We start from the raw sequence: 21283 nt of genomic DNA on the forward strand, positions 1-21283 counted from the left end.
TGCCGCGGCTTTTCGCCTCACCCTCTTGTGAATGTATGCTGGACTGTGGGTTTCCCGGACGCTAAACGGGCACTGTCCGGCCGCATTCTGTGTGGCCCGCAAAGGCGCATCGACTTGAATTTCAAGTTCGGGGAAGGGAGAAGACACGTGTCCCACGCAGAAGACAACGCAGGCACTCGGAGGGATTTCCTCTATCATGCCACCGCCGCCACCGGGGTGGTGGTGACCGGCGCGGCCGTCTGGCCGTTGATCAACCAAATGAACGCTTCGGCCGACGTCAAGGCGATGGCATCGATCTTCGTCGATGTCTCGGCGGTCGAGGTGGGCACCCAGCTGACCGTGAAATGGCGCGGCAAGCCGGTGTTCATCCGGCGTCGCGACGAAAAGGACATCGAGCTGGCCCGCTCGGTGCCGCTTGGGGCGCTGCGCGACACCTCGGCGGAGAACGCGAACAAGCCGGGCGCCGAGGCGACCGACGAAAACCGCACGCTTCCGGCCTTTGACGGCACCAACACCGGCGAATGGCTGGTGATGCTTGGCGTGTGCACCCACCTCGGCTGTGTGCCGATGGGCGACAAGTCGGGTGATTTCGGCGGCTGGTTCTGCCCCTGCCACGGCTCGCACTACGATTCGGCAGGCCGCATCCGCAAGGGCCCCGCGCCGCGCAACCTCGACATTCCGGTCGCGGCCTTCGTCGACGCAACCACGATCAAGCTGGGCTGAGGGGAAAGACACATGTCCGGAATTCCGCACGACCATTACGAGCCCAAGACGGGCATCGAGAAGTGGCTGCACGACCGCCTGCCGATCGTCGGCCTTGTCTATGACACCATCATGATCCCGACCCCGAAGAACCTGAACTGGTGGTGGATCTGGGGGATCGTCCTTGCCTTCACGCTGGTGCTGCAGATCGTCACCGGCATCGTGCTGGCGATGCACTACACGCCGCATGTCGACCTGGCCTTCGCCTCGGTCGAGCACATCATGCGCGACGTGAACGGCGGCTGGGCGATGCGCTACATCCACGCCAACGGCGCTTCGCTGTTCTTCCTCGCCGTCTACATCCACATCTTCCGCGGTCTCTACTACGGCTCGTACAAGGCCCCGCGCGAGATCACCTGGATCGTCGGCATGGTCATCTACCTGCTGATGATGGGCACCGCCTTCATGGGCTACGTGCTGCCGTGGGGCCAGATGTCGTTCTGGGGCGCCACCGTGATCACCGGCCTCTTCGGGGCGATCCCGGGCATCGGGCCGAGCATCCAGGCCTGGCTTCTGGGCGGACCGGCGGTCGACAACGCGACGCTGAACCGCTTCTTCTCGCTGCACTATCTGCTGCCCTTCGTGATCGCGGCGCTGGTCGCCATCCACATCTGGGCCTTCCACACCACCGGCAACAACAACCCGACCGGGGTTGAAGTCCGCCGCACCTCGAAAGCCGATGCCGAGAAGGACACCCTGCCCTTCTGGCCGTATTTCGTGATCAAGGACCTGTTCGCGCTGGCCCTCGTGCTGCTCGGCTTCTTCGCCGTCGTCGCCTACATGCCGAACTATCTGGGCCACCCGGACAACTACGTCCAGGCCAACCCGCTCTCGACCCCGGCGCATATCGTTCCGGAATGGTACTTCCTGCCGTTCTACGCGATCCTGCGCGCCTTCGCCGCCGACGTCTGGGTGGTGATCCTGGTCGACGGTCTGACCTTCGGCGTGGTCGATGCGAAGTTCTTCGGCGTGATCGCGATGTTCGGCGCCATCGCCGTGATGGCTCTGGCTCCGTGGCTTGACACCTCGAAGGTCCGTTCGGGCGCCTATCGTCCGAAGTTCCGGATGTGGTTCTGGTTCCTCGTGGTCGACTTCGTCGTGCTGACCTGGGTGGGCGCGATGCCGACCGAGTATCCCTATGACTGGATCTCGCTCATCGCTTCGACCTACTGGTTCGCCTACTTCCTCGTGATCCTGCCGCTTCTGGGCGCGACCGAGAAGCCGGAACCGATCCCGGCCTCGATCGAGGAAGACTTCAACAGCCACTACGGCAATCCGGCCGAGTGAGGAAAGGAACCGACATCATGAAAAAACTTCTGATCTCTGCGGTTTCGGCCCTGGTGCTCGGCTCTGGCGCGGCCTTTGCGAACTCCAACGTTCCGGATCACGCCTTCAGCTTCGAAGGGATCTTCGGCAAGTACGATCAGGCGCAGCTGCGCCGCGGCTTCCAAGTCTACAGCGAAGTCTGCTCGGCCTGCCACGGCATGAAGTTCGTCCCGATCCGCACGCTGTCGGATGACGGCGGCCCGCAACTCGACCCGACCTTCGTGCGGGAATATGCGGCCGGCCTCGACACGGTGATCGACAAGGACACCGGCGAAGAGCGCGACCGCAAGGAAACCGACATGTTCCCGACCCGCGTCGGCGACGGCATGGGCCCGGACCTGTCGGTGATGGCGAAGGCGCGGGCGGGCTTCTCGGGCCCGGCCGGTTCCGGCATGAACCAGCTCTTCAAGGGCATGGGCGGGCCGGAATATCTCTACAACTACGTCATCGGTTTCGAAGAGAACCCGGAATGCGCCCCGGAGGGGATCGATGGCTACTACTACAACAAGACCTTCCAGGTCGGCGGCGTGCCGGACACCTGCAAGGACGCCGCGGGCGTGAAGATCACCCACGGCAGCTGGGCGCGCATGCCCCCGCCGCTCGTGGATGATCAGGTCACCTACGAAGATGGCACCCCGGCCACCGTCGATCAGATGGCCCAGGACGTCTCGGCCTTCCTGATGTGGGCCGCGGAACCGAAACTGGTTGCGCGCAAGCAGATGGGTCTGGTCGCGATGGTCATGCTCGGCCTGCTGAGCGTGATGCTTTACCTGACCAACAAGCGTCTTTGGGCGCCCTTCAAGGGCCACAAGGCCTGAGGACCGCCGGACACCTGAAACCGAAACGCGCCCCACGGGGCGCGTTTTGCTTTTCGGCAAGGGGAAAGACGACCGGCCGCCCCGGGGGGCGCCCTGCCCGCTCAGCCGCGGGCGCCGTAGCGGGCGAGGAACATCTCGATCGCGCCCTCGATCACCCGGGCGCGCCGGTCGGGCGGATAGTCCGAAGTCACGCCGCAAATGAAGCCGTGATAGGCATCGACCTTGCACAGCTCGACGAACTGATCGGCGGCCAGGTCGAAATCCGCGATCACCAGCTCGCCGCGCGCGACGGCCTTGTGCAGGTAATCTGCCATGCGCGCGCGCACCAGCAGCGGCCCCGAGGCGTAGAACTGCTGGCCGAGCGCCGGAAACCGGTCCGTCTCGGCGACGCAAAGCCGGTAGGTCTGCAACCCCAGCGGCGAGATGATGTAGTCGATCAGCTTGTTGCCCGCATAGCGCAGCACCTCGCGCACCGGCCTGTCGCCCTCGTTGATGAACTCCAGCGCCTCATCGGCCTGGCGTTGGCACTCGCCCGTCGCGATCGCCATGAACAACAGCCGCTTGTCCGGGAAATAGCTGTAAAGCGTCGCCTTGGACACGCCCGCCTCGCGCGCGATGTCATCGACCGAGGCGCCTTCGAACCCGTCGCGCAGAAACACTTTTCGCGCGCCGTCCAGAACCTGGTCGAACTTGCGCCCCTTCTTGATACCGACTTGAACCTGCGTCATGACAAGCCCGCCTCCACGGGCGTCTTACCTTAGACCCTGGGCGGAATCCGGGCAAGCCGCGCCGGATCGCCGCCCCGGTTTCGGCTCCGGATCCATCGCGCCCTTGCCCCCGGCCCCGGGCGCGCTAGACTGACGCCATGTTCAAGTTCCTGACGGGCCTGCTGGCCGATCCGCATCCGAAACCGCTGACCGCGGATGACGCCGACCTTGCGCTGGCGGCGCTTCTGGTGCGGCTGGCGCGGTCGGATGAACGCTATGACGAGGACGAGCGTTTTCACATCGATCAGGTGCTCGCCGCGCGCTCCGGCCTGTCGCAGGCCGAGGCGGCCGCGTTGCGCGCCCGCGCCGAGGCCGCCGAGGCCGAGGCCCCCGACACCGTCCGCTTCACCCGCGCGCTGAAGGACAAGATCGCCTACGAGGACCGGATCGGCGTCATCGAGGCGCTCTGGCAGGTGGCCTTGGCCGATGACGCGCGCACCCCCGAGGAAGACGCGCTGATCCGGCTCGCCGCCCGGTTGCTGGGCGTTTCCGACCGCGATTCGGGTCTGGCGCGGCAAAGGGTGGCGGCCGGGCAGCGCTAGGCGCAGGCAGTGCCCAATCCCGCGCCATCTGCCGGTACTTTTGGCGCTTGCCCCGTGACAGACGCAACTCGCCCGTTGCATTTGCCCCCGAAATCGCGCCAACTTGACCGACCGGACAAAGAGAAGCCGAACCGTGACCAACAGCCCGACTGCCCCGATCCCCGCCGCCCCCGTCGCCGCACCCGTCATCGAAATCAGGGATCTGCACAAAAGCTACGGCGCCCTTGAAGTGCTCAAGGGCGTGTCGATCCGTGCCGAACGGGGCTCGGTGGTGTCGCTGATCGGCTCCTCGGGCTCGGGCAAATCCACGCTTCTGCGCTGCTGCAACCTGCTCGAGGACAGCCAGTCCGGCGAGGTGATCTTTTCCGGCGAGGCGGTGACATGGCAAGGCACCGGCCTTGCACGCCGCCCCGCCGACCGCGCACAGGTGACGCGGTTTCGCACCAACCTGTCGATGGTGTTCCAGCAGTTCAACCTCTGGAGCCACATGACGATCTTGCAAAACGTCATGGAGGCGCCGGTGACGGTGCTGGGCCGCGATCCGAAACAGGTCGAGCCGCTCGCCCGCAGCCTGCTGGCCAAGGTCGGCATCGGCGACAAGGCCGACGCCTGGCCCGCGCAGCTCTCGGGCGGCCAGCAGCAACGCGCCGCCATCGCCCGCGCGCTCTGCATGCAGCCGCAGGCGCTTTTGTTCGACGAGCCGACCTCGGCGCTGGACCCCGAACTGCAGCAGGAAGTGGTCAGGGTGATCAAGGATCTGGCCGCCGAACACCGCACGATGATCTTGGTGACGCATGACATGCGGCTGGCGGCGGATGTCTCCGATCACGTCGTCTTCCTGCATCAGGGCCGGATCGAGGAAGAGGGCCCGCCCGAGACCCTGTTCGGCGCGCCGAAATCGGAACGGCTGCAACAATTCCTGTCGGCGACGCTGCCGGCGTAAAGAAGAACAACAAGACCCCAACCGTGGAGAGAGCCATGAAGAAGCTGATCCTGACCGCCGCCGCGCTGGCGCTGAGCGCAGGCACCGCCCTTGCGGGCGATGTCGTACGCATGGGCACCGAGGGCGCCTATCCGCCCTACAACTTCATCAACGACAAGGGCGAAGTGGACGGGTTCGAACGCGAACTGGGCGACACGCTCTGTACCAAGGCCGCGCTGAAATGCGAATGGGTGACGAATGAATGGGACAGCATCATTCCGAACCTGCTGTCCGGCAACTATGACACGATCATCGCGGGCATGAGCATCACCGACGAGCGCAAGCAGACGATCGACTTCAGCGACAATTACAACCCGCCCGCGGCCTCGGCCTATGTGGCGACCAAGGCGGATGCCGATCTCAAGGGCGTCGTCGCGGCGCAAGTCGGCACGATCCAGGCCGATTACGTGGCGAAATCGGGCGCGACGCTTCTGGAATTCCCGACGCTGGATGACACGATCGCCGCGGTGAAGAACGGCGAGGCCGATGCGGTCTTTGCCGACAAGGACGCGCTCAAGCCCTTCGTCACCGAGGGCGGCGAGATCATGTGGACCGGGTCCGACGTGCCGCTGGGCGGCGGCATCGGCATCGGCCTGCGCAAGTCGGACACCGAGCTGAAGGCGAAGTTCAACACCGCCATCGCCGCGATGAAAGCCGACGGCTCGCTCAATGCGATGATCAAGAAATGGTTCGGCGACGACGCGCCGGTGTTCTGAGAAAGAGCCTCCGGCGGGCGTATTTGCACCAGGAGAAGCCCCGGTTTCTTCTTGGCTCAAATACGCCCCCGCCGGAGGCGCCCCTGACCCATGTTCGACATCTGCGCCGATCCGAAATCCCTTGAGGGCCTGGCCTGGGCTCTGTGCTACCTGACCACGGGCAAGCACCTGCTGTTCTATGGCTCGTTCTTCGTGGTTCTGGCGCTGATGCTGATCGTGGCGCCGATCGCGCTCGCCTTCGGCTTTGGCGGCGCGATTGCGGCGCGCTCCTCCGTGCTGCCTTTGCGGCTGTTCGGCAAGGCCTATACGGCGATGGTGCGCGGCGTGCCCGACATCGTCTTCTTCCTGTTCGTGCCCGTGGCGATGGACCAGGGGCTGGAATATCTGCGCAATCTCTGGCTGTGCCCGCCCTCGGACGCGCCGCTCTGGTCGAAGGGCGAATTCGCCGTCTGCGCCGCGGCGAAGCTGCCGCTGTCGACCGCGCCGCAGATCTGGCACGAGATCTATGGCTTCTTCCTTGCCGTGATCGCCTTTTCCGTCGTCTTCGGCGCCTTTGCCGCGAATGTGCTTTATGGCGCGATGAATGCCGTGCCGCGCGCGCAACTCGAAACCGCCGAGGCCTACGGCATGACCACCGCACAGGTGCGCCGCCGCATCCTCATTCCGCAGATGTGGACCTATGCGCTGCCCGGGCTCTCGAACCTCTGGATGATCCTGATCAAGGCGACGCCGCTTCTGTTCCTGCTCGGCGTCGAGGATATCGTCTATTGGGCGCGCGAACTTGGCGCCACGAAATCGGCCCTTTACGACTATCCGCATGGTGACTGGCGCGTCTGGTATGTGCTGGCGCTGCTTGTCTATTACCTCGGCATGACCAAGATCTCGGAAATCGTGCTGGACCGGGTGACCAGCCGTCTGTCCAGGGGCCAGGCGACGATGGCGGGCGAAGCGCAACGGAAGGCCGCGGCATGACCGACAGTTGCACGCAGATCATCGCGGATTACGCCTTCCGCTCGCTCGGCTATGGCGAGCGCGTGCTGCCGCGGTCCGATTTCACGCTGTGCCATGAATTCACCCTGATCGGCTCGGGGCTGATCTGGAACGTCTATTTCGGCACGCTGGCGCTGGTCTTCGGCTTCTTCGCCGCCACCGCGCTGGCGCTGGCCAAGGCCTCGCCCCGGGCCTGGCTGCGCCGCCCGGCCGAGGCCTTCATCTTCCTGTTCCGCGGCTCGCCGCTCTTCATCCAGTTCTTCCTGGCCTATGAAATCCTGGTGCAGCTGCCGAAGGCGGGGATCACGCTGGGCGGGCTGATCATCCCGACCGACTGGACCACCTCGGCCTGGGCGGGGGCGCTTCTGGTGCTCTTTCTCAACACCTCGGCCTATTCGGCCGAGATCTTCCACGGCGCGCTGATGGCGGTGCCCAAGGGCGACATCGAGGCCGCCGATGCCTACGGCCTGACCGGCTGGCAGAAGTTCCGCCGCATCCTGTGGCCGACGACGCTGCGCCTTGCCTGGCCCGCCTATACGAACGAGGCGATCTTCCTGTTTCACGCCACGACGATCGTCTTTTTCTCCGGCTTTCCGGCGTATCAGCAGCGCGGCGACGCGCTTTATTACGCCAAGTTCTTCGCGGACAAGACTTTCAACCCATTCATCCCCTACCCGATTGCCGCCTTCTATTTCATTCTGGTCACGTTGACGCTGATCGGGCTGTTCGGGATGATCAACCGCCGTCTGAACCGGCATCTTCCGGGGCAATCCCGCCCCAAGCTGAGGATCAGACCGCAAATCATCAGGTGAGGACATGGACTGGCTGAAGGAGCATCCCGAGGTGCGCACCATTCGCGTGGCTGCGGCGGACCTCAACGGGGTGGCACGGGGTAAGCGCATACCCGCACGTTTCGCAAGCAAGGTTTTTTCCGAGGGAACCCGTTTTCCGTTCTCGGTGATGAACCTCGACATCTGGGGCGAGGACATCGAGGAAAGTCCGCTGGTCTTCGAGACCGGCGACTGCGATGGCCTGTTGCGCCCGACAGAACGGGGCTTCATGCCGATGCCCTGGCTCGAAGCCCCGACGGCGCTTCTGCCGATCTGGATGTTCCACATGGACGGCCGCCCCTATGCGGGCGATCCAAGGCAGGCGCTGGCGCGGGTCAAGGACCGCTACACCGCGCTTGGCCTGAGGCCCGTGGTGGCGACCGAGCTTGAATTCTTCCTGATCGACGACAGCGGCACGAAGCTGCGCGTGCCGCCCTCGCCCCGCTCGGGCAAGCGCCGCACCGGGGGGGAAATCCTGTCGCTGCGGGCGCTTGACGCCTTCGACGGCTTCTTCACCGCGCTTTACGAGGCCTGCGAGGCGATGGACATCCCGGCCGATACGGCGATTTCCGAAGCCGGTCCGGGGCAGTTCGAGATCAACCTGATGCATCAGGCCGATCCGCTGAAAGCCGCCGATGACACCTGGCTGTTCAAGATGCTGGTCAAGGGTCTTGCCCGCGAACATGGCTTTGCCGCCTCGTTCATGGCGAAACCCTATGACCTGTGGTCGGGCAACGGGATGCACACGCATTTCTCGATCCTCGACCAGGACGGCGAGAACATCTTCAACGATGGCACCGAAAAGGGCTCGGATGCGCTGCGGTCCGCGGTGGCGGGCTGTCTGGCCGCCCTGCCGGGGTCAACGCTGATCTTTGCGCCGCATCAGAACAGCTACACGCGGCTGGTGCCGAATGCCCATGCGCCGACGGGGATCGGCTGGGCCTATGAGAACCGCACCGCGGCCTTGCGGATCCCGTCTTCGGGGCCCTCGGCGCGGCGGATCGAGCATCGGGTGGCGGGGGGCGACGTGAACCCCTATCTGATGATCGCGGCGATTCTTGGCGCGGCGCTGGTGGGCATCGAGGACAAGATGGTCCCCGACGAGCCGATCGTCGGCAATGCCTATGCGCAATATCTGCCGCAGCTGCCGGGGACGTGGAATCTGGCGATCAACCAGTTCGACAGCTGCCCGCTGATCAAGCGCATCTTCGAGGAAGAGCTGATCGAGAACTTCCTGATGACCAAGCGTCAGGAGATCCACTACATGGCGGAACTGTCCGAGGAAGAGCAGACCGAGCTTTACCTCGACACCGTGTAAGAAGGGGGGCTCTGCCCCCCGTCCCTGCGGGACTCCCCCCGGGATATTTGCGCCAAGGTGAAACAACAGGCATCTGCCTTCACCTTGGATCAAATATCCGCGGGGGGCCGGGGGGGCAGCCAGCCCCCCCTTGCCCGGGCCGCGCGGCAGGGCTACCGTCAAGGAACCCAATCACGAGACTTTCATGCGTATCGGCATCTTGCAGACCGGCCAGTCCCCCGACATCTTGCGGGGGGAGGCGGGGGACTATCCCGACATGTTCGTGGCGCTTTTGCGCGACCACGGGCTGACGTTTCAGACCTTCAATGTCGAGGCGATGGAGTTTCCCGCCTCGGTGCATGCGTGCGAGGGCTGGCTGATCACCGGCTCGCGGCATGGCGCCTATGAGAGCCACGCTTTCATCCCGCCGCTGGAAGACTTCATCCGCGAAGCGATCGCCGAAAAAGTGCCGATGGTGGGCATCTGTTTTGGCCATCAGATCATCGCCCAGGCGATGGGCGGCAAGGTCGAGCGGTTTCCGGGCGGTTGGGCCGTCGGGCCGCAGACCTATGATTTCGGCGGCGATCCGGTGGTCTTGAACGCCTGGCACCGCGATCAGGTGACGGCGCGCCCCGAGGCCGCAAAGGTCATCGCCTGCAACGACTTTTGCGAGAACGCCGCGCTGATTTACGGCGATACCGCTCTGACGATCCAGGCGCATCCGGAATTCCGCGACGCCTTTGTCGAGGGGCTGATGACGGCGCGCGGGCCGGGTCTTGTCCCCGATCCGCTGATGGCCGAGGCGCGGGCAAAGATGGCCACGGGCCGCGGCACCGATTCCGCCCGCGTGGCCGAACGCATCGCGGCATTCTTCCGCGCGAAACGGGGCTGAACATGGTCCCCGCACCGCAGCCCTGCCCCTCTCCCTTCACCGCCCCCGCGGCGATGGAGGGGCGGCGCGCGGCGGCGGCGCATCGCAAGCCGATCCTGACCGGCTGTGCCGATCCCGAATTCTTCTCCGAAGGCGTGCCGCTGGCCCGCCTGATGCCCGACCCTGAGGCGTGACTTTCCGACTTCCCCGAAACATTTTGGAAAGCGAAAGACATGTCACGCAAATCCCCGGACTGGACCGCCCTTATCCCGAAAGCCGCCCGCGACTACATCGCCGGGCGCCGCCTTGACGAGGTGGAATGCATCGTCGCCGATATCGCGGGTGTTGCCCGCGGCAAGGCCATGCCCGCCTCGAAATTCGCCTATCAGGACCGCTTCTACCTGCCGAATTCGATCTTTCTGCAGACGATCACCGGCGAATGGGCCGACAACCCGATGGGCGCCTTTACCGAGCCCGACATGGTGCTGACGCCCGACTGGACCACCACCTCGGCCGCGCCCTGGACCGCCGACATCACGCTGCAGGTGATCCACGACGTCTTCGATCAGAACGGCGAACCGATGCCGGTGGCGCCGCGCAATGTGCTCAAGCGCGTTGTCGCGCTTTACGAGGCCGAGGGCTGGAAACCGATCGTCGCCCCGGAGATGGAATTCTTCCTGGTGGCGCGCAACATCGACCCGAACCAGCCGATCATCCCGCCGATGGGGCGATCCGGGCGGCGGGCGGCGGCGAAACAGGCCTATTCGATGTCGGCCGTCGATGAATACGGCCCCGTCATCGACGACATCTACGATTTCGCCGAGGCGCAGGGCTTCGAGATCGACGGCATCTTGCAGGAAGGCGGCGCGGGGCAGGTCGAGATCAACCTCGCCCATGGCGATCCGGTGGCGCTGGCCGATCAGATCTTCTACTTCAAGCGGTTGATCCGCGAGGCGGCTTTGCGCCACGATTGCTTCGCCACCTTCATGGCGAAACCGATCGAGGGCGAACCGGGGTCGGCCATGCACATCCACCAGTCGGTGATCGATGCGAAGACCGGGCGGAACATCTTTTCCAACCCCGATGGCGGCGAGAGCGAGGCGTTCTTGCATTTCATCGCGGGCATGCAGACGCATCTGCCGGCGGTGGTGGCGCTGCTTGCGCCTTATGTGAACAGCTATCGCCGCTACGTCCCGGATTTCGCCGCGCCGATCAACATCGAATGGGGCCGCGACAACCGCACCACCGGGCTGCGGGTGCCGATCTCCGACCCCTCCGGGCGGCGGCTTGAAAACCGGCTCGCGGGGATGGATTGCAACCCCTATCTCGGCCTCGCCGCCTCGATGGTCTGCGGCTATCTGGGGCTGAAGGAGAAAAAGATGCCGCGGGCGGAATGTCAGGGCGACGCCTATATGGGCGAGACCGACCTGCCCTTCAATCTGGGCGATGCGCTGGATCTGTTTTCCGACAGCGGCCCGGTGCGCGAGGCGCTCGGGATCGAGTTCTGCACCGTGTATGAGGCGGTCAAGCGCAACGAATACAAGGAGTTCCTGCAGGTCATCAGCCCCTGGGAACGCGAACACCTGCTGCTGAACGTGTGACGCATGGATCTGTTGCATGTGAATGACACGGCGGGGGAATACCCCGCCAGCTTCTACGCGTCCACGCGCGATCCCGCGCCCGAGCGCCCCGCGCTTCGGGGCGAGATCCGCGCCGATGTCTGCGTCGTGGGGGGCGGCTATACGGGCTTGTCGGCCGCGCTGCATCTGGCGCGGGCGGGCCGCAAGGTCGTCGTGCTGGAGGCACACCGGGCGGGCTTTGGCGCCTCGGGCCGCAACGGCGGGCAGATCGGCTCGGGGCAGCGGCTCGATGTCGGCACGCTGGAAAAGCTGGTGGGCAAGGAAACGACGCGCAGGCTCTGGGACATGGCCGAGGAGGCGAAGGCGCTGACCTATGCCTTGGCCGATCAGGCGGGCGTGCCCACGCGGCGCGGCGTTGCGCATCTGGGCCGCAAACGCGCGGAAGTGGCCTGGCTGCAGGACGAGGCAGACCATCTGGCCGCCCATTACGGCTATGACCAGATCGAGGTGCTCGACAAGGCGGCGGCGCAGGCGCTGGTGCCCTCGCCGGTTTACACGGGCGGCGATCTGGATCACGGCGCGGGCCATGTGCATCCGTTGAACCTCTGTCTGGGTCTGGCGCGGCTGGCCGAGGCGGCGGGCGCGGTGATTTACGAGCGTTCCGCGGTGGTGAAGATCACCCACGGGCCGCGCGCCGGGGACACCAGCCGGATCGAGACCGCCGCGGGCGCTGTGATCGCCGATCATGTGGTGCTGGGGGCGAATGGCTACCTGGACCGGCTCGAACCGCAGATCGCCGCGCGGGTGATGCCGATCAACAATTACATCGTCGCGACCGAGCCTTTGGGCGATCGGGTGCGCGAGGTGCTGACGCGCGACATCGCCGCCCATGATCTGAAATTTGTGGTCAATTACTGGCGTTTGCACGAAGACCGGCTGATCTTTGGCGGCGGCGAGACGGTCAGTTATCGCTTCCCCGCCGATATCGCCGCGAAGGTGCGCAAGCCCTTGGAAGAGGTCTATCCGCAGCTGAAAGGCGTGACATTCACCCATGCCTGGGGCGGCACGCTGGCGATTACCGTGAACCGGATGCCCTGCTTTCGCCGCCCGGCGCCGAATTGCCTCTCGGCTTCGGGCTATTCCGGCCATGGGGTGGCGCTGGCGATCCATGCGGGCAAACTCATGGCCGAGGCGATCACCGCCACGGGCGACGGTTTCGACGTGATGGCGAACCTGCCGCAACCGGCCTTTCCGGGGGGCACGGCGCTGCGGTTTCCGCTGCTGCTGGCGGGGATGACGTGGTTTTCGCTGCGCGACCGGCTGGGCGTCTAGGCGCAGCCCGGCCACGTCGCGAAACTTTCACTTGGCGGGCGCGGGGCACGGGTCTAAAGCGTTTCTGAATGTCACATTCAGGAAAGCTGAACATGCCCCGCGACGGTCAGACCCCTCCGAATTGCTATGATGCCGAACCGATCCCCGAGGCCGCCCGTGCCGAGATCGAGCGGCTGCTCGCCACCGGGGATCTGTTCCGCTACACCTCGGACAATGCGCCGGTGGCGCAGCTGGAGGCCGAATTTGCCGCGCTGTTGGGGGTGCGTTATGCGGTCTGTGTCGCGTCCTGCTCTGCCGCGCTGTTCCTGTCGCTGAAAGCTTTGGACCTGCCGCGCGGCGCCCGCGTGCTGGTGCCCGCCTTCACCTTTGCCGCCGTGCCATCGGCGATCGTCCATGCCGATTGCGAACCGGTGCTGGTCGAGGTGGGGTCGAATTTCCGCATCGATCTGGACGATTTCCGCGCCAAGTTCGACGACACGATCGCGGCGGTGATGATCAGCCACATGCGCGGCCACACCTCGGACATGGATGTGATCCTGGAGCTGGCAAATGCGAAAGGCGTGCCGGTGATCGAAGACGCCGCGCATTCCTTGGGCACGCTCTGGCACGGGCGCAAGATCGGCACGCTCGGCAAGATCGGCTGTTTCAGCTTCCAGAGCTACAAGATGGTGAACGCGGGCGAAGGCGGCGTGCTGGTGACGGATGACCCGGAACTGGCCGCCCGGGCGATCATCATGTCGGGCGCCTATGAGCAGAACTGGAAGAAACACCCGGGGCTGCAGAACAGCTTCGTGCATTGGCAAAACAAGCTGCCGCTTTACAACACGCGGATGCAGAACCTATCGGCCGCGGTGATCCGCCCGCAACTGCCCGAGCTGGAGCGGCGTGTCACGGCGGGGCTGGCCAACCATGATTATGTGGCTGAAAAGCTGAACCAAAGCCCCTGGCTGGACGTGCCGCCGCCGCTTGCCCCGGAAACCCGCGCGCCCGACAGCCTGCAGTTCAATCTGGTGGGCGACTGGACCGATGCGGAAGCGATCCGGCTGCAGGACGAGGCGAAAGCCCGCGGCGTTTCCGTGCAGGTCTTCGGGCTTTCCCCCGACAATGCCCGCGCCTTCTGGAACTGGCAGTTTCTGGGCGAACAGCCCGATCTGCCGAAAACCCGCGCGATGCTGATGCGCGCCTGCGACACCCGCCTGCCCGCGCGGCTGACCCGGCCCGAGCTGGATTTCATCGCCTCCGCCATCGTCGAAGCCGCAGCGGCAGTGAAAGGCTGAGGCAAGGAAGGGGCGCTGCCCCCTCTTTGCGCGGCCGCGCAAATTCACCCCCGGGATATTTGCACCAAGGTGAAACAAAACCCGGGGCGCTGATTTCACCTTGGCGCAAATATCCCGGGGGGGGCGCAAGCCGGGGGGCAGAGCCCCCCTCTCACATCCCCAGCCGCGCGATCTCGAGTTTCGGGCAGCGGTCCATCACCACGAGCTTGCCCGCCGCCTCGGCCCGCGCCGCCGCCTCGGGGTGGATCACCCCAAGCTGCAGCCAGAGCACCCGAGCCTCGGGGCGGTGGGTCAGCATCTGCTCGACCACCCCGGGCACGGCTTCGGGGGCGCGGAAGACATCGACCATGTCGATGACAATCTCTTGCGGGATCGCCGCCAGATCGGGATAGACCGTCTCGCCCAGCGCGCTTTGCCCGGCCAGCCCCGGATTGACCGGAATCACCCGGTAGCCGCGCGCCTGCAGAAAGGCCGCCACCGCCTGCGCGGGGCGGTCGGGATTGGCGGAAAAGCCCACAAGCGCAATCGTGCGGGTCGTGGTCAGGATCTCGCGCAGCTCGGCATCACGCATCGGCGCCTCCGGTCAAGAAAAAGCGCCCGGACCACAGGGGGCACCGGGCGCGAAAGTGCGGAACGAGGGACAGTGACAGTCAACGCGGAGGTTCCGGATCCGCGTCTCACCACTGAGACATAGGAGTGTGAAAGCCGCGTTAAAGGGTCGCAGCCAAAGATTCCGCGGAAATCGCCCTTTCGTGATCTCCGTCTCCTGTCCGTCAGCCGCCGCTGCGGGCGCTGGTCGCGGCATAAAGCGCCACCGCCGCCGCATTCGACACGTTGAGCGAGCCGAAGGCCCCGGCAAAGGGCACCCGCACCAGATGATCGCAGGTCTCGCGGGTCTTTTCGCGCAGCCCCGGGCCCTCGGCGCCCAGAACGATCGCCACCGGCCGCGTGCCCACCTGCGCCAGCCCCTCGGCAAGCGTCATCGTGGCCTCGCCCGCCAGACCGATCAGCACATAGCCCATGTCGCGCAGCTCGCCCATCGCGTCGGAAAGATTGGTGATGCGCAGATAGGGCTGCCGTTCCAGCGCCCCCGAGGCGGTCTTGGCCAAAGCCCCGGTTTCGGGCGCGGAATGGCGCGCGGGCGCGACGACGGCGCGGGCGCCGAAAACCTCGGCCGAGCGCAGGATCGCGCCGACGTTATGCGGATCGGTGACCCGGTCCAGCAACACGACCAGCGGCAGCCCCTCGCCAGTCAGCGCGACATCGGCAAGCTTGCCCCAGTCGAGCGGTTTCACCTCCAGCGCGGCGCCCTGGTGCACCTGATCGGGGCCCAGCGGCACCTGCGCGTCGAATTTGCGCGGCTCGATGATCTCGGGCTCCAGCCCGCCCGCCGCGATCGCCTCGCCCAGCTTGTCGGCGGCGTTCTTCGTCAGCACCAGCCGCAGCTTGACCCGGGCCGGGTTCATCAGCGCGTCGCGCACCGCATGCAGACCGAAGAGCCACAGCGTTTCCGCCGCCGCGGCCCGCTTGGCGCGTTCCTTCTCGATCACCCAGTCCGGTTTCTTCATCTTGCACCTCTGTTTCGACCTCTGTGCGCTGCAAGACCCGCTTTGGCAAGGGGGCGCGAAAATGCTGCTTGACGCCCCCCGCCCCCTTCGTTACATCGCCCCACGTCGGGTGACGAGCTGCAAGGTGCGGCAGCGGACTGTAACTCCGCCGGGGAGACCCACGCCTGGTTCGATTCCAGGGTCACCCACCACTTCCCTCCAAGTGGTGATGATGCCGACACTGCCGCTTGTGCGGCGCGCAAATCCCGCTACTGTGACGCCATTGATTGCAGCGGGCGCGAGCAGATGCAGCCGGATTACAACGTTTTCTTCATCGTGCAGGCCGGGCGGCTGGAATACGAGGCGCTGATCTTCGCAGCCTCGTTCCGCGCCGCGAATCCCGATTTCAAGGGCCGTCTGATCGCCGCCGAACCTTCGGGGGCGAAATGGTCCGGGCCGGTGGCGATCTCGGATCCGGTGCGCCGCTTCCTGACCGATCACGGCGTCGAAATCCTGCCCTTCGAGAACCGGCATTTCGGCGAAAGTTACCCGCACGGCAACAAGATCGAGGCGATGGCCGCCCTGCCCGCGGGGCCCTTTGTCTTTTTCGACACCGACACGCTGTTTCTGGCACCGCTGGCGCAGGTGGGCTTCGATTTCGACCGCCCCTCGGCCTCGATGCGGCGCGAGGGAACCTGGCCCGAGCCGCAGCTTTACGGTGCCGATTACACGGCGATCTGGAAGAGCCTTTATGACAAGTTCGGGCTCGATTTCGACAGCTCGCTCGACAAGAGCCAGTATGAAAACTACTGGCAGCGCTATCTTTATTTCAACGCGGGCTGGTTCTTTGGCGCCGATGCCCAGGCCTTCGGCAAGCGCTTCCTGCATTATGCCCATGCGATCCGCTGGGACACGCCCGATGAGCTGGCCAGCCAGTCGCTTGATCCCTGGCTCGATCAGGTGGCGCTGCCGCTGGTGATCCACAGTTTCGGCGGCGGCCGGCCGGGGCCGGAGCTGGCGGGGCTTGATGGCGACGTGACCTGCCATTACCGCGCCCTGCCGCTGCTTTATGCGCGCGAAAGCGACGCGGTGGTGGCGCGGCTCGAAGCGATCTGCGCGCCGCAACCGGTGAAGCGGATCTTGCGGCTGCACGAACCGGCGAGGAAGCTGATCTTCCAGCGCAAGGGGTTGAAACTGCGCGCAAAGATCGACCGGAACGCCTTGCCGCGGCGGGAATCGATGCTGCGCAACGCGATCAAGCGCGAAAAGCTCTGGCTGCGCTGAGCCTGCTCCATAGTGACGCACGGCAGGTATCCCTGACTTGCCAGAACGCCACAAAGGCGCGACCCTTGCCCCGAGAGGCGCGCATCCGGTGACGCTCGCATCCGGTCCGGGGCAACGCGGACCAGCTTCGATATCCTGCGGATCCAAGGCGCTGCGGACCTCGAAGCGCCAAGGGTCGGTGCCGGACTCGGATCTTCGCCCGGGCGTCACCCATTGCGGCCCATGTCCAGGGGGGAACAAATGCCAACGAGTTTCGTTACGACAGATTCCATCGGCACAGGATACCGATTCACCTATTCCGCAAACGGCGAGCAGCTGATCGTTCTGGCGGGCGCGACGCTGGGGTCGACAACGACCGCGGCGATCCAGGAAACCTTCGCCACCAGCCTGACCCTGTCGATCCTCGGCACGGTCTTCGGCACACGCGGGCTGTATCTTTACGGTGACGAGACCGCCGTGTCGATCGCCGCGGGGGGCATGCTTTACACCTCGCAACCGAGCCCCGGGGAGCTTGGCATCTACCTTGCCGGGACCGGATCGAGCCTGAGCAATGCCGGAACCATTTCCGCCCCGATGACCATCGGCGTGCTGTCTTCGGGCCACAACATGATCGTCAACACCGGGCGGATCGACGCGGCCTCCGGCGTGTTCATGAACCTGTATTCGAGCACCGGCGACAGTTTCGTCAATTCGGGCATCGTCACGGCGAATGCCGCCTCGGATGCCGCGAACACCACACGCTACAACAACGCCGTCTTCAGCGAGGGCGGCAACGGCCGGATCACCAATCTGGCCGAGGGCGAGCTGACCGCGATGTCCAGCGATGGCGCCGGGGTGCGGCTGGGGTCCTATGGCGGCGGGGCGGTGGTGCGGAATTTCGGCCAGATCACCTCGGCGCAGGATTGCGGCATCAATCTGGAGCTGGTGAATGCCGGGCAGGGGCTGATCCGGGTGGTGAACGACGGCACGATCAGCGGCGGCGAGGCCTCTTATGCGGGCAGCCAGAACGCCGATCTGCTGCTCAACCGCGGGCTGCTTGCCGGGGATGTGACGATGGGCGCGGGCCAGGACACCCTGCGCAATGTCGGCGGCACCATCGACGGCGCGGTGCAGATGGGCGACGGCGATGACGTGCTGGTCAATTCGGGCGGCCAGATCAGCGGCGATGTCGGCCTTGGCGCCGGGGCCGACCGCTACGACGGGCGCAGCGGCGCGCTGGACGGCAGCGTCGATGGCGGCGACGGCGACGACACCTTCATCGGCAATGCCCAGGCGGCCGAGACCTTCAACGGCGGCGCGGGGCTTGACCTGCTCGACTTCCGCTTCGGCGCCGCGGTCACGGTGGCGCTTGACGGCACTTTCGCCAATGACGGCACGGCGCTGGGCGACAGCTACATCAGCTTCGAGAACGTCCTTGGATCGCAGCGCGGCGACGTGATCCGCGGCTCGGCGGGCGACAACAGCCTGGCCGGTCTGGGCGGCGCCGACCGGATCGACGGCGCCGCGGGCAATGACGCCTTCACCGGCGGCGCGGGCGCCGACACGCTGACCGGCGGGATGGGCAACGACCTTTTCCGCTTCACCGTCCTGTCCGATTGCGGCGACGTGATCACCGATTTCGGTGCCGTCACCGGCAACAACGACTCGTTCCGGATCGTGGCCTCGGCCTTCGGCGGCGGGCTTGCGACCGGCACGCTGGCCGGTTCTGCCTTCCTCACCCGCGCCGACAACCTGGCGCAGGATGCCGATGACCGCTTCATCTTCCGCACCACCGACACGACGCTCTGGTTCGATGCCGATGGCACGGGGGCGGGCGCGGCGGTGCTGGTGGCCGACCTGCAGGCGGGCGCGACGCTGACCAGCGCCGACATCATGCTGATCTGACCGGCCCTGTCGGCGGATACGCCCATATCGGCGAAGGCGCCACATCTGAGAAGCTGAATGTGTTTGAAGGGGCACGGGCGGGCGGATAGGCTCGCCCGCGACCATTCAGGGAGACCCCGATGACCGACCAAGCCTTTGACACGCTGCAAATTCACGCCGGCGCCGCCCCCGATCCCGCGACGGGCGCGCGGCAGGTGCCGATTTACCAGACCACGTCCTATGTCTTCAAGGACGCCGACCATGCGGCGCGCCTGTTCGGGCTGCAGGAAGTGGGCTACATCTATTCGCGCCTGACCAATCCGACCGTCTCGGCGCTGGCGGCGCGGGTCGCGGCGCTGGAAGGCGGCGTGGGGGCGGTCTGCTGTTCCTCGGGCCATGCGGCGCAGATCATGGCGCTGTTCCCGCTGATGGGGCCGGGGCTGAACATCGTCGCCTCGACCCGGCTTTACGGCGGCACGATCACCCAGTTCTCGCAAACCATCAAACGCTTCGGCTGGTCCTGCACCTTCGTCGATTTCGACGATCTGGCGGCGCTGGAAGCGGCGGTGGATGACAACACCCGGGCGATCTTTTGCGAATCGATCTCGAACCCGGGCGGCTACATCACCGACCTGCCCGCCGTCGCCGCGGTGGCGCAAAAGGTCGGCCTGCCGCTCATTGTCGACAACACGCTGGCCTCGCCCTACCTCTGCCGCCCGATCGAGCACGGCGCGACCCTCGTGGTCCATTCCGCCACGAAATACCTGACCGGCAACGGCACGGTGACCGGCGGCGTGATCGTCGATTCGGGCAAGTTCGACTGGTCGGCCAGCGGCAAGTTCCCCAGCCTTTCGGCGCCCGAACCGGCCTATCACGGGCTGAAATTCCACGAGGCGCTGGGCCCGATGGCCTTCACCTTCCATTCGATCGCCGTCGGTCTGCGCGATCTGGGCATGACGATGAACCCGCAGGGCGCGCATTACACGCTGATGGGGATCGAGACGCTCAGCCTGCGGATGGACAAGCATGTCGCGAACGCCAAGGCCGTGGCGGAATGGCTGGCCAAGGATCCGCGCATCGAATTCGTCACCTGGGCCGGGCTGCCCTCCTCGCCCTGGCACGACCGCGCGCACCGGCTTTGCCCGAAGGGGGCGGGGGCGCTTTTCACCGTCGCGGTCAAGGGCGGCTATGAGGCCTGCGTGAAATTGGTCAACAATCTCAAGTTGTTCAGCCATGTGGCGAACCTTGGCGATGCGCGGTCGCTGATCATCCATTCGGCCTCGACCACGCACCGGCAGCTGACCGAGGACCAGCAGATCAAGGCGGGGGCGGCGCCGAACGTGGTGCGGCTCTCGATCGGGATCGAGAATGCCGCCGATCTGATCGCCGATCTCGATCAGGCCCTGGCCGCCGCCACCGCCTGACGCCTGCAACGAAAAGCCGCCCTCACTTTCCGGTGGGCGGCTTTTCATGCGCGGTTTTCTGCTTTACCTAGCTTTCCCTGTGCGGTGCCCGTATCGGCGCCGCTGTCCCTGTGTTAATGCTGCGACGCCCCGCGGGGCGCCTCCGCCCCTGTGTTGAAGCCAAGGCATGAAACCGAACTTCGCCCTCAATCTCTCGCATGACGGTATCGGATTGCTTCACCGCGGCAAGAGCGGCTGGGAGCTGGTGGGCGAGGTGGCGCTGGACGCTCCCGATTTCGGCGAGCGGCTGACCGCGCTGCGCCGCGCCGCAAAGACGCGCGCCCCCGACGGCGTGACCACGAAGATCGTCGTGCCCGCCTCGCAGATCCTTTACACCGAGATCACCGCCCCCGGGCCGCAATCCGCCGTGCGGCGTCGGCAGATCGCCGATGCGCTGGAGGGGATGACGCCCTATGCGGTGCCGGATCTGATCTTCGACTGGTGCGGTCAGGGCGAGGTGGTGCAGGTCGCCGTCGTCGCTCGCGAGACCCTGGCCGAGGCCGAGGCCTTTGCCGATGATTGCGGCTTCTTCCCGGTGTCCTTCGTGGCCGCCCCCGATCCGGCGCAATTCGCGGGCGAGCCCTGGTTCGGCATCACCACCACCGCCCCCGCGCATCTGCCGCAGGGCGCAAGGATCGAGCGCGACACCGAGGCGCTGCCGCTGGATCTGCTGCACGCCGCCGCGGCCCCCGCCGCGCCCGTCGCCGCGCCGATCGCCAAGAAACCCGCGCCCGCGGCGGAAGCGCCCGCCGCGCCGCCCGAACCGGCCGCAGAGCCCGCGCCGGTGGCAAAGCCTGCACCGGTGGCAAAGCCCGCGCCGGAGGCAAAACCTGCACCCGTCGCAAAGCCCGAAGCTGTGACGGCCCCCGAAGCGGCGGCGCAGATCCCGGCCGAACCGGCACCAAGCCCGGCCGCCGAAACGCAACCGGCGCCGCAATCCGAACCAGCCACCGAACCGGCTGCCGCGCCGGTCGTGCCGCCCGCGCAGGCCTCGGCCGCCGCCGAGGTCGCGGCCCCCACCACCACGCCTGCCGCC

The 21283-nt window shown here is 65.9% G+C and carries 20 protein-coding genes, 1 tRNA gene and 1 pseudogene; 19 read left to right on the forward strand and 3 right to left on the reverse strand.

All coding sequences use genetic code 11. The annotated features are described in order from the left end of the window. The first annotated feature begins 147 nt into the window (after positions 1-147). Genes petA through FBT96_RS13390 form a run of 3 tightly spaced genes read left to right on the forward strand, consistent with a single transcriptional unit; the run spans position 148 to position 2906 of the window. Positions 148-723, forward strand: a complete 576-nt coding sequence (petA, locus tag FBT96_RS13380; RefSeq protein ID WP_136907458.1) for a ubiquinol-cytochrome c reductase iron-sulfur subunit — start codon at positions 148-150, stop codon at positions 721-723. Between the two features lie 12 nt (positions 724-735). After that, positions 736-2049, forward strand: coding sequence for a proton-pumping cytochrome bc1 complex subunit PetB (gene petB, locus FBT96_RS13385; protein ID WP_136907460.1), 1314 nt, complete (start codon positions 736-738; stop codon positions 2047-2049). A gap of 17 nt (positions 2050-2066) precedes the next feature. Then, complete coding sequence (locus FBT96_RS13390) at positions 2067-2906, forward strand: cytochrome c1 (RefSeq protein ID WP_136907462.1); 840 nt, start codon at positions 2067-2069, stop codon at positions 2904-2906. A 101-nt stretch (positions 2907-3007) separates the two neighbouring features. Here the strand turns inward: FBT96_RS13390 and FBT96_RS13395 are convergent, their stop codons facing one another. Next, positions 3008-3634, reverse strand: coding sequence for a TetR/AcrR family transcriptional regulator (locus tag FBT96_RS13395; RefSeq protein WP_136907464.1), 627 nt, complete (start codon positions 3632-3634; stop codon positions 3008-3010). A gap of 137 nt (positions 3635-3771) precedes the next feature. Here FBT96_RS13395 and FBT96_RS13400 point away from each other — a divergent pair, with 137 nt between their 5' ends. The 11 genes from FBT96_RS13400 to FBT96_RS13445 all read left to right on the forward strand — a co-directional run bounded on the left by FBT96_RS13400 (position 3772) and on the right by FBT96_RS13445 (position 14090). Further along, on the forward strand, positions 3772-4215 hold the full coding sequence (locus FBT96_RS13400) for a tellurite resistance TerB family protein (RefSeq protein ID WP_136907466.1): 444 nt from the start codon (positions 3772-3774) through the stop codon (positions 4213-4215). 133 nt (positions 4216-4348) lie between these two features. Next, positions 4349-5158, forward strand: coding sequence for an ABC transporter ATP-binding protein (locus FBT96_RS13405; RefSeq protein WP_136907468.1), 810 nt, complete (start codon positions 4349-4351; stop codon positions 5156-5158). A gap of 35 nt (positions 5159-5193) precedes the next feature. Next, a complete protein-coding gene (locus FBT96_RS13410) occupies positions 5194-5913 on the forward strand; it encodes a transporter substrate-binding domain-containing protein (RefSeq protein ID WP_136907470.1) in 720 nt (239 codons plus the stop codon). A gap of 90 nt (positions 5914-6003) precedes the next feature. Further along, on the forward strand, positions 6004-6885 hold the full coding sequence (locus FBT96_RS13415) for an ABC transporter permease (protein ID WP_136907472.1): 882 nt from the start codon (positions 6004-6006) through the stop codon (positions 6883-6885). Beyond that, complete coding sequence (locus tag FBT96_RS13420; protein WP_136907474.1) at positions 6882-7715, forward strand: ABC transporter permease; 834 nt, start codon at positions 6882-6884, stop codon at positions 7713-7715. Before FBT96_RS13415 ends, FBT96_RS13420 begins: the two co-directional genes overlap by 4 nt. Before the next feature lie 4 nt (positions 7716-7719). After that, entirely contained in the window at positions 7720-9051 is a 1332-nt protein-coding gene (locus tag FBT96_RS13425) for a glutamine synthetase family protein (protein WP_136907476.1), read from the forward strand. Positions 9052-9235: 184 nt separating this feature from the next. Continuing rightward, complete coding sequence (locus FBT96_RS13430) at positions 9236-9922, forward strand: type 1 glutamine amidotransferase (RefSeq protein ID WP_136907478.1); 687 nt, start codon at positions 9236-9238, stop codon at positions 9920-9922. A 2-nt stretch (positions 9923-9924) separates the two neighbouring features. Then, positions 9925-10095, forward strand: coding sequence for a hypothetical protein (locus tag FBT96_RS20745; protein WP_013068486.1), 171 nt, complete (start codon positions 9925-9927; stop codon positions 10093-10095). A gap of 39 nt (positions 10096-10134) precedes the next feature. Next, positions 10135-11502, forward strand: a complete 1368-nt coding sequence (locus FBT96_RS13435; protein WP_055209338.1) for a glutamine synthetase family protein — start codon at positions 10135-10137, stop codon at positions 11500-11502. Between the two features lie 3 nt (positions 11503-11505). After that, complete coding sequence (locus FBT96_RS13440) at positions 11506-12813, forward strand: NAD(P)/FAD-dependent oxidoreductase (RefSeq protein ID WP_136907480.1); 1308 nt, start codon at positions 11506-11508, stop codon at positions 12811-12813. 92 nt (positions 12814-12905) lie between these two features. Beyond that, entirely contained in the window at positions 12906-14090 is a 1185-nt protein-coding gene (locus FBT96_RS13445) for a DegT/DnrJ/EryC1/StrS family aminotransferase (protein ID WP_136907482.1), read from the forward strand. Positions 14091-14241: 151 nt separating this feature from the next. Here FBT96_RS13445 and FBT96_RS13450 read toward each other — a convergent pair whose 3' ends face one another. After that, positions 14242-14661 carry a CoA-binding protein gene (locus FBT96_RS13450; protein ID WP_136907484.1) on the reverse strand — a complete coding sequence of 140 codons (420 nt, stop codon included), beginning with the start codon at positions 14659-14661 and terminating at the stop codon, positions 14242-14244. A 202-nt stretch (positions 14662-14863) separates the two neighbouring features. Continuing rightward, complete coding sequence (gene rlmB / locus FBT96_RS13455) at positions 14864-15658, reverse strand: 23S rRNA (guanosine(2251)-2'-O)-methyltransferase RlmB (protein ID WP_136907486.1); 795 nt, start codon at positions 15656-15658, stop codon at positions 14864-14866. Positions 15659-15765: 107 nt separating this feature from the next. Between rlmB and FBT96_RS20750 the strand changes: the two genes are divergently transcribed. From FBT96_RS20750 to FBT96_RS13475, 5 genes and pseudogenes are all read left to right on the forward strand, one after another. After that, positions 15766-15849, forward strand: a tRNA-Tyr gene (locus tag FBT96_RS20750). Between the two features lie 94 nt (positions 15850-15943). After that, positions 15944-16921, forward strand: coding sequence for a hypothetical protein (locus tag FBT96_RS13460; RefSeq protein ID WP_136907488.1), 978 nt, complete (start codon positions 15944-15946; stop codon positions 16919-16921). A gap of 240 nt (positions 16922-17161) precedes the next feature. Further along, positions 17162-18805: a calcium-binding protein gene (locus FBT96_RS13465; RefSeq protein ID WP_136907490.1), complete on the forward strand. Its 1644-nt coding sequence runs from the start codon at positions 17162-17164 to the stop codon at positions 18803-18805. A 119-nt stretch (positions 18806-18924) separates the two neighbouring features. Beyond that, on the forward strand, positions 18925-20208 hold the full coding sequence (locus tag FBT96_RS13470; protein ID WP_136907492.1) for an O-acetylhomoserine aminocarboxypropyltransferase/cysteine synthase family protein: 1284 nt from the start codon (positions 18925-18927) through the stop codon (positions 20206-20208). A 166-nt stretch (positions 20209-20374) separates the two neighbouring features. Next, positions 20375-21283, forward strand: a pseudogene (locus FBT96_RS13475) (translation initiation factor 2); the annotation flags it as partial.

The sequence above is a fragment of the Rhodobacter capsulatus genome, from assembly GCF_005144475.1.
GTDB lineage: Bacteria > Pseudomonadota > Alphaproteobacteria > Rhodobacterales > Rhodobacteraceae > Rhodobacter > Rhodobacter capsulatus_C.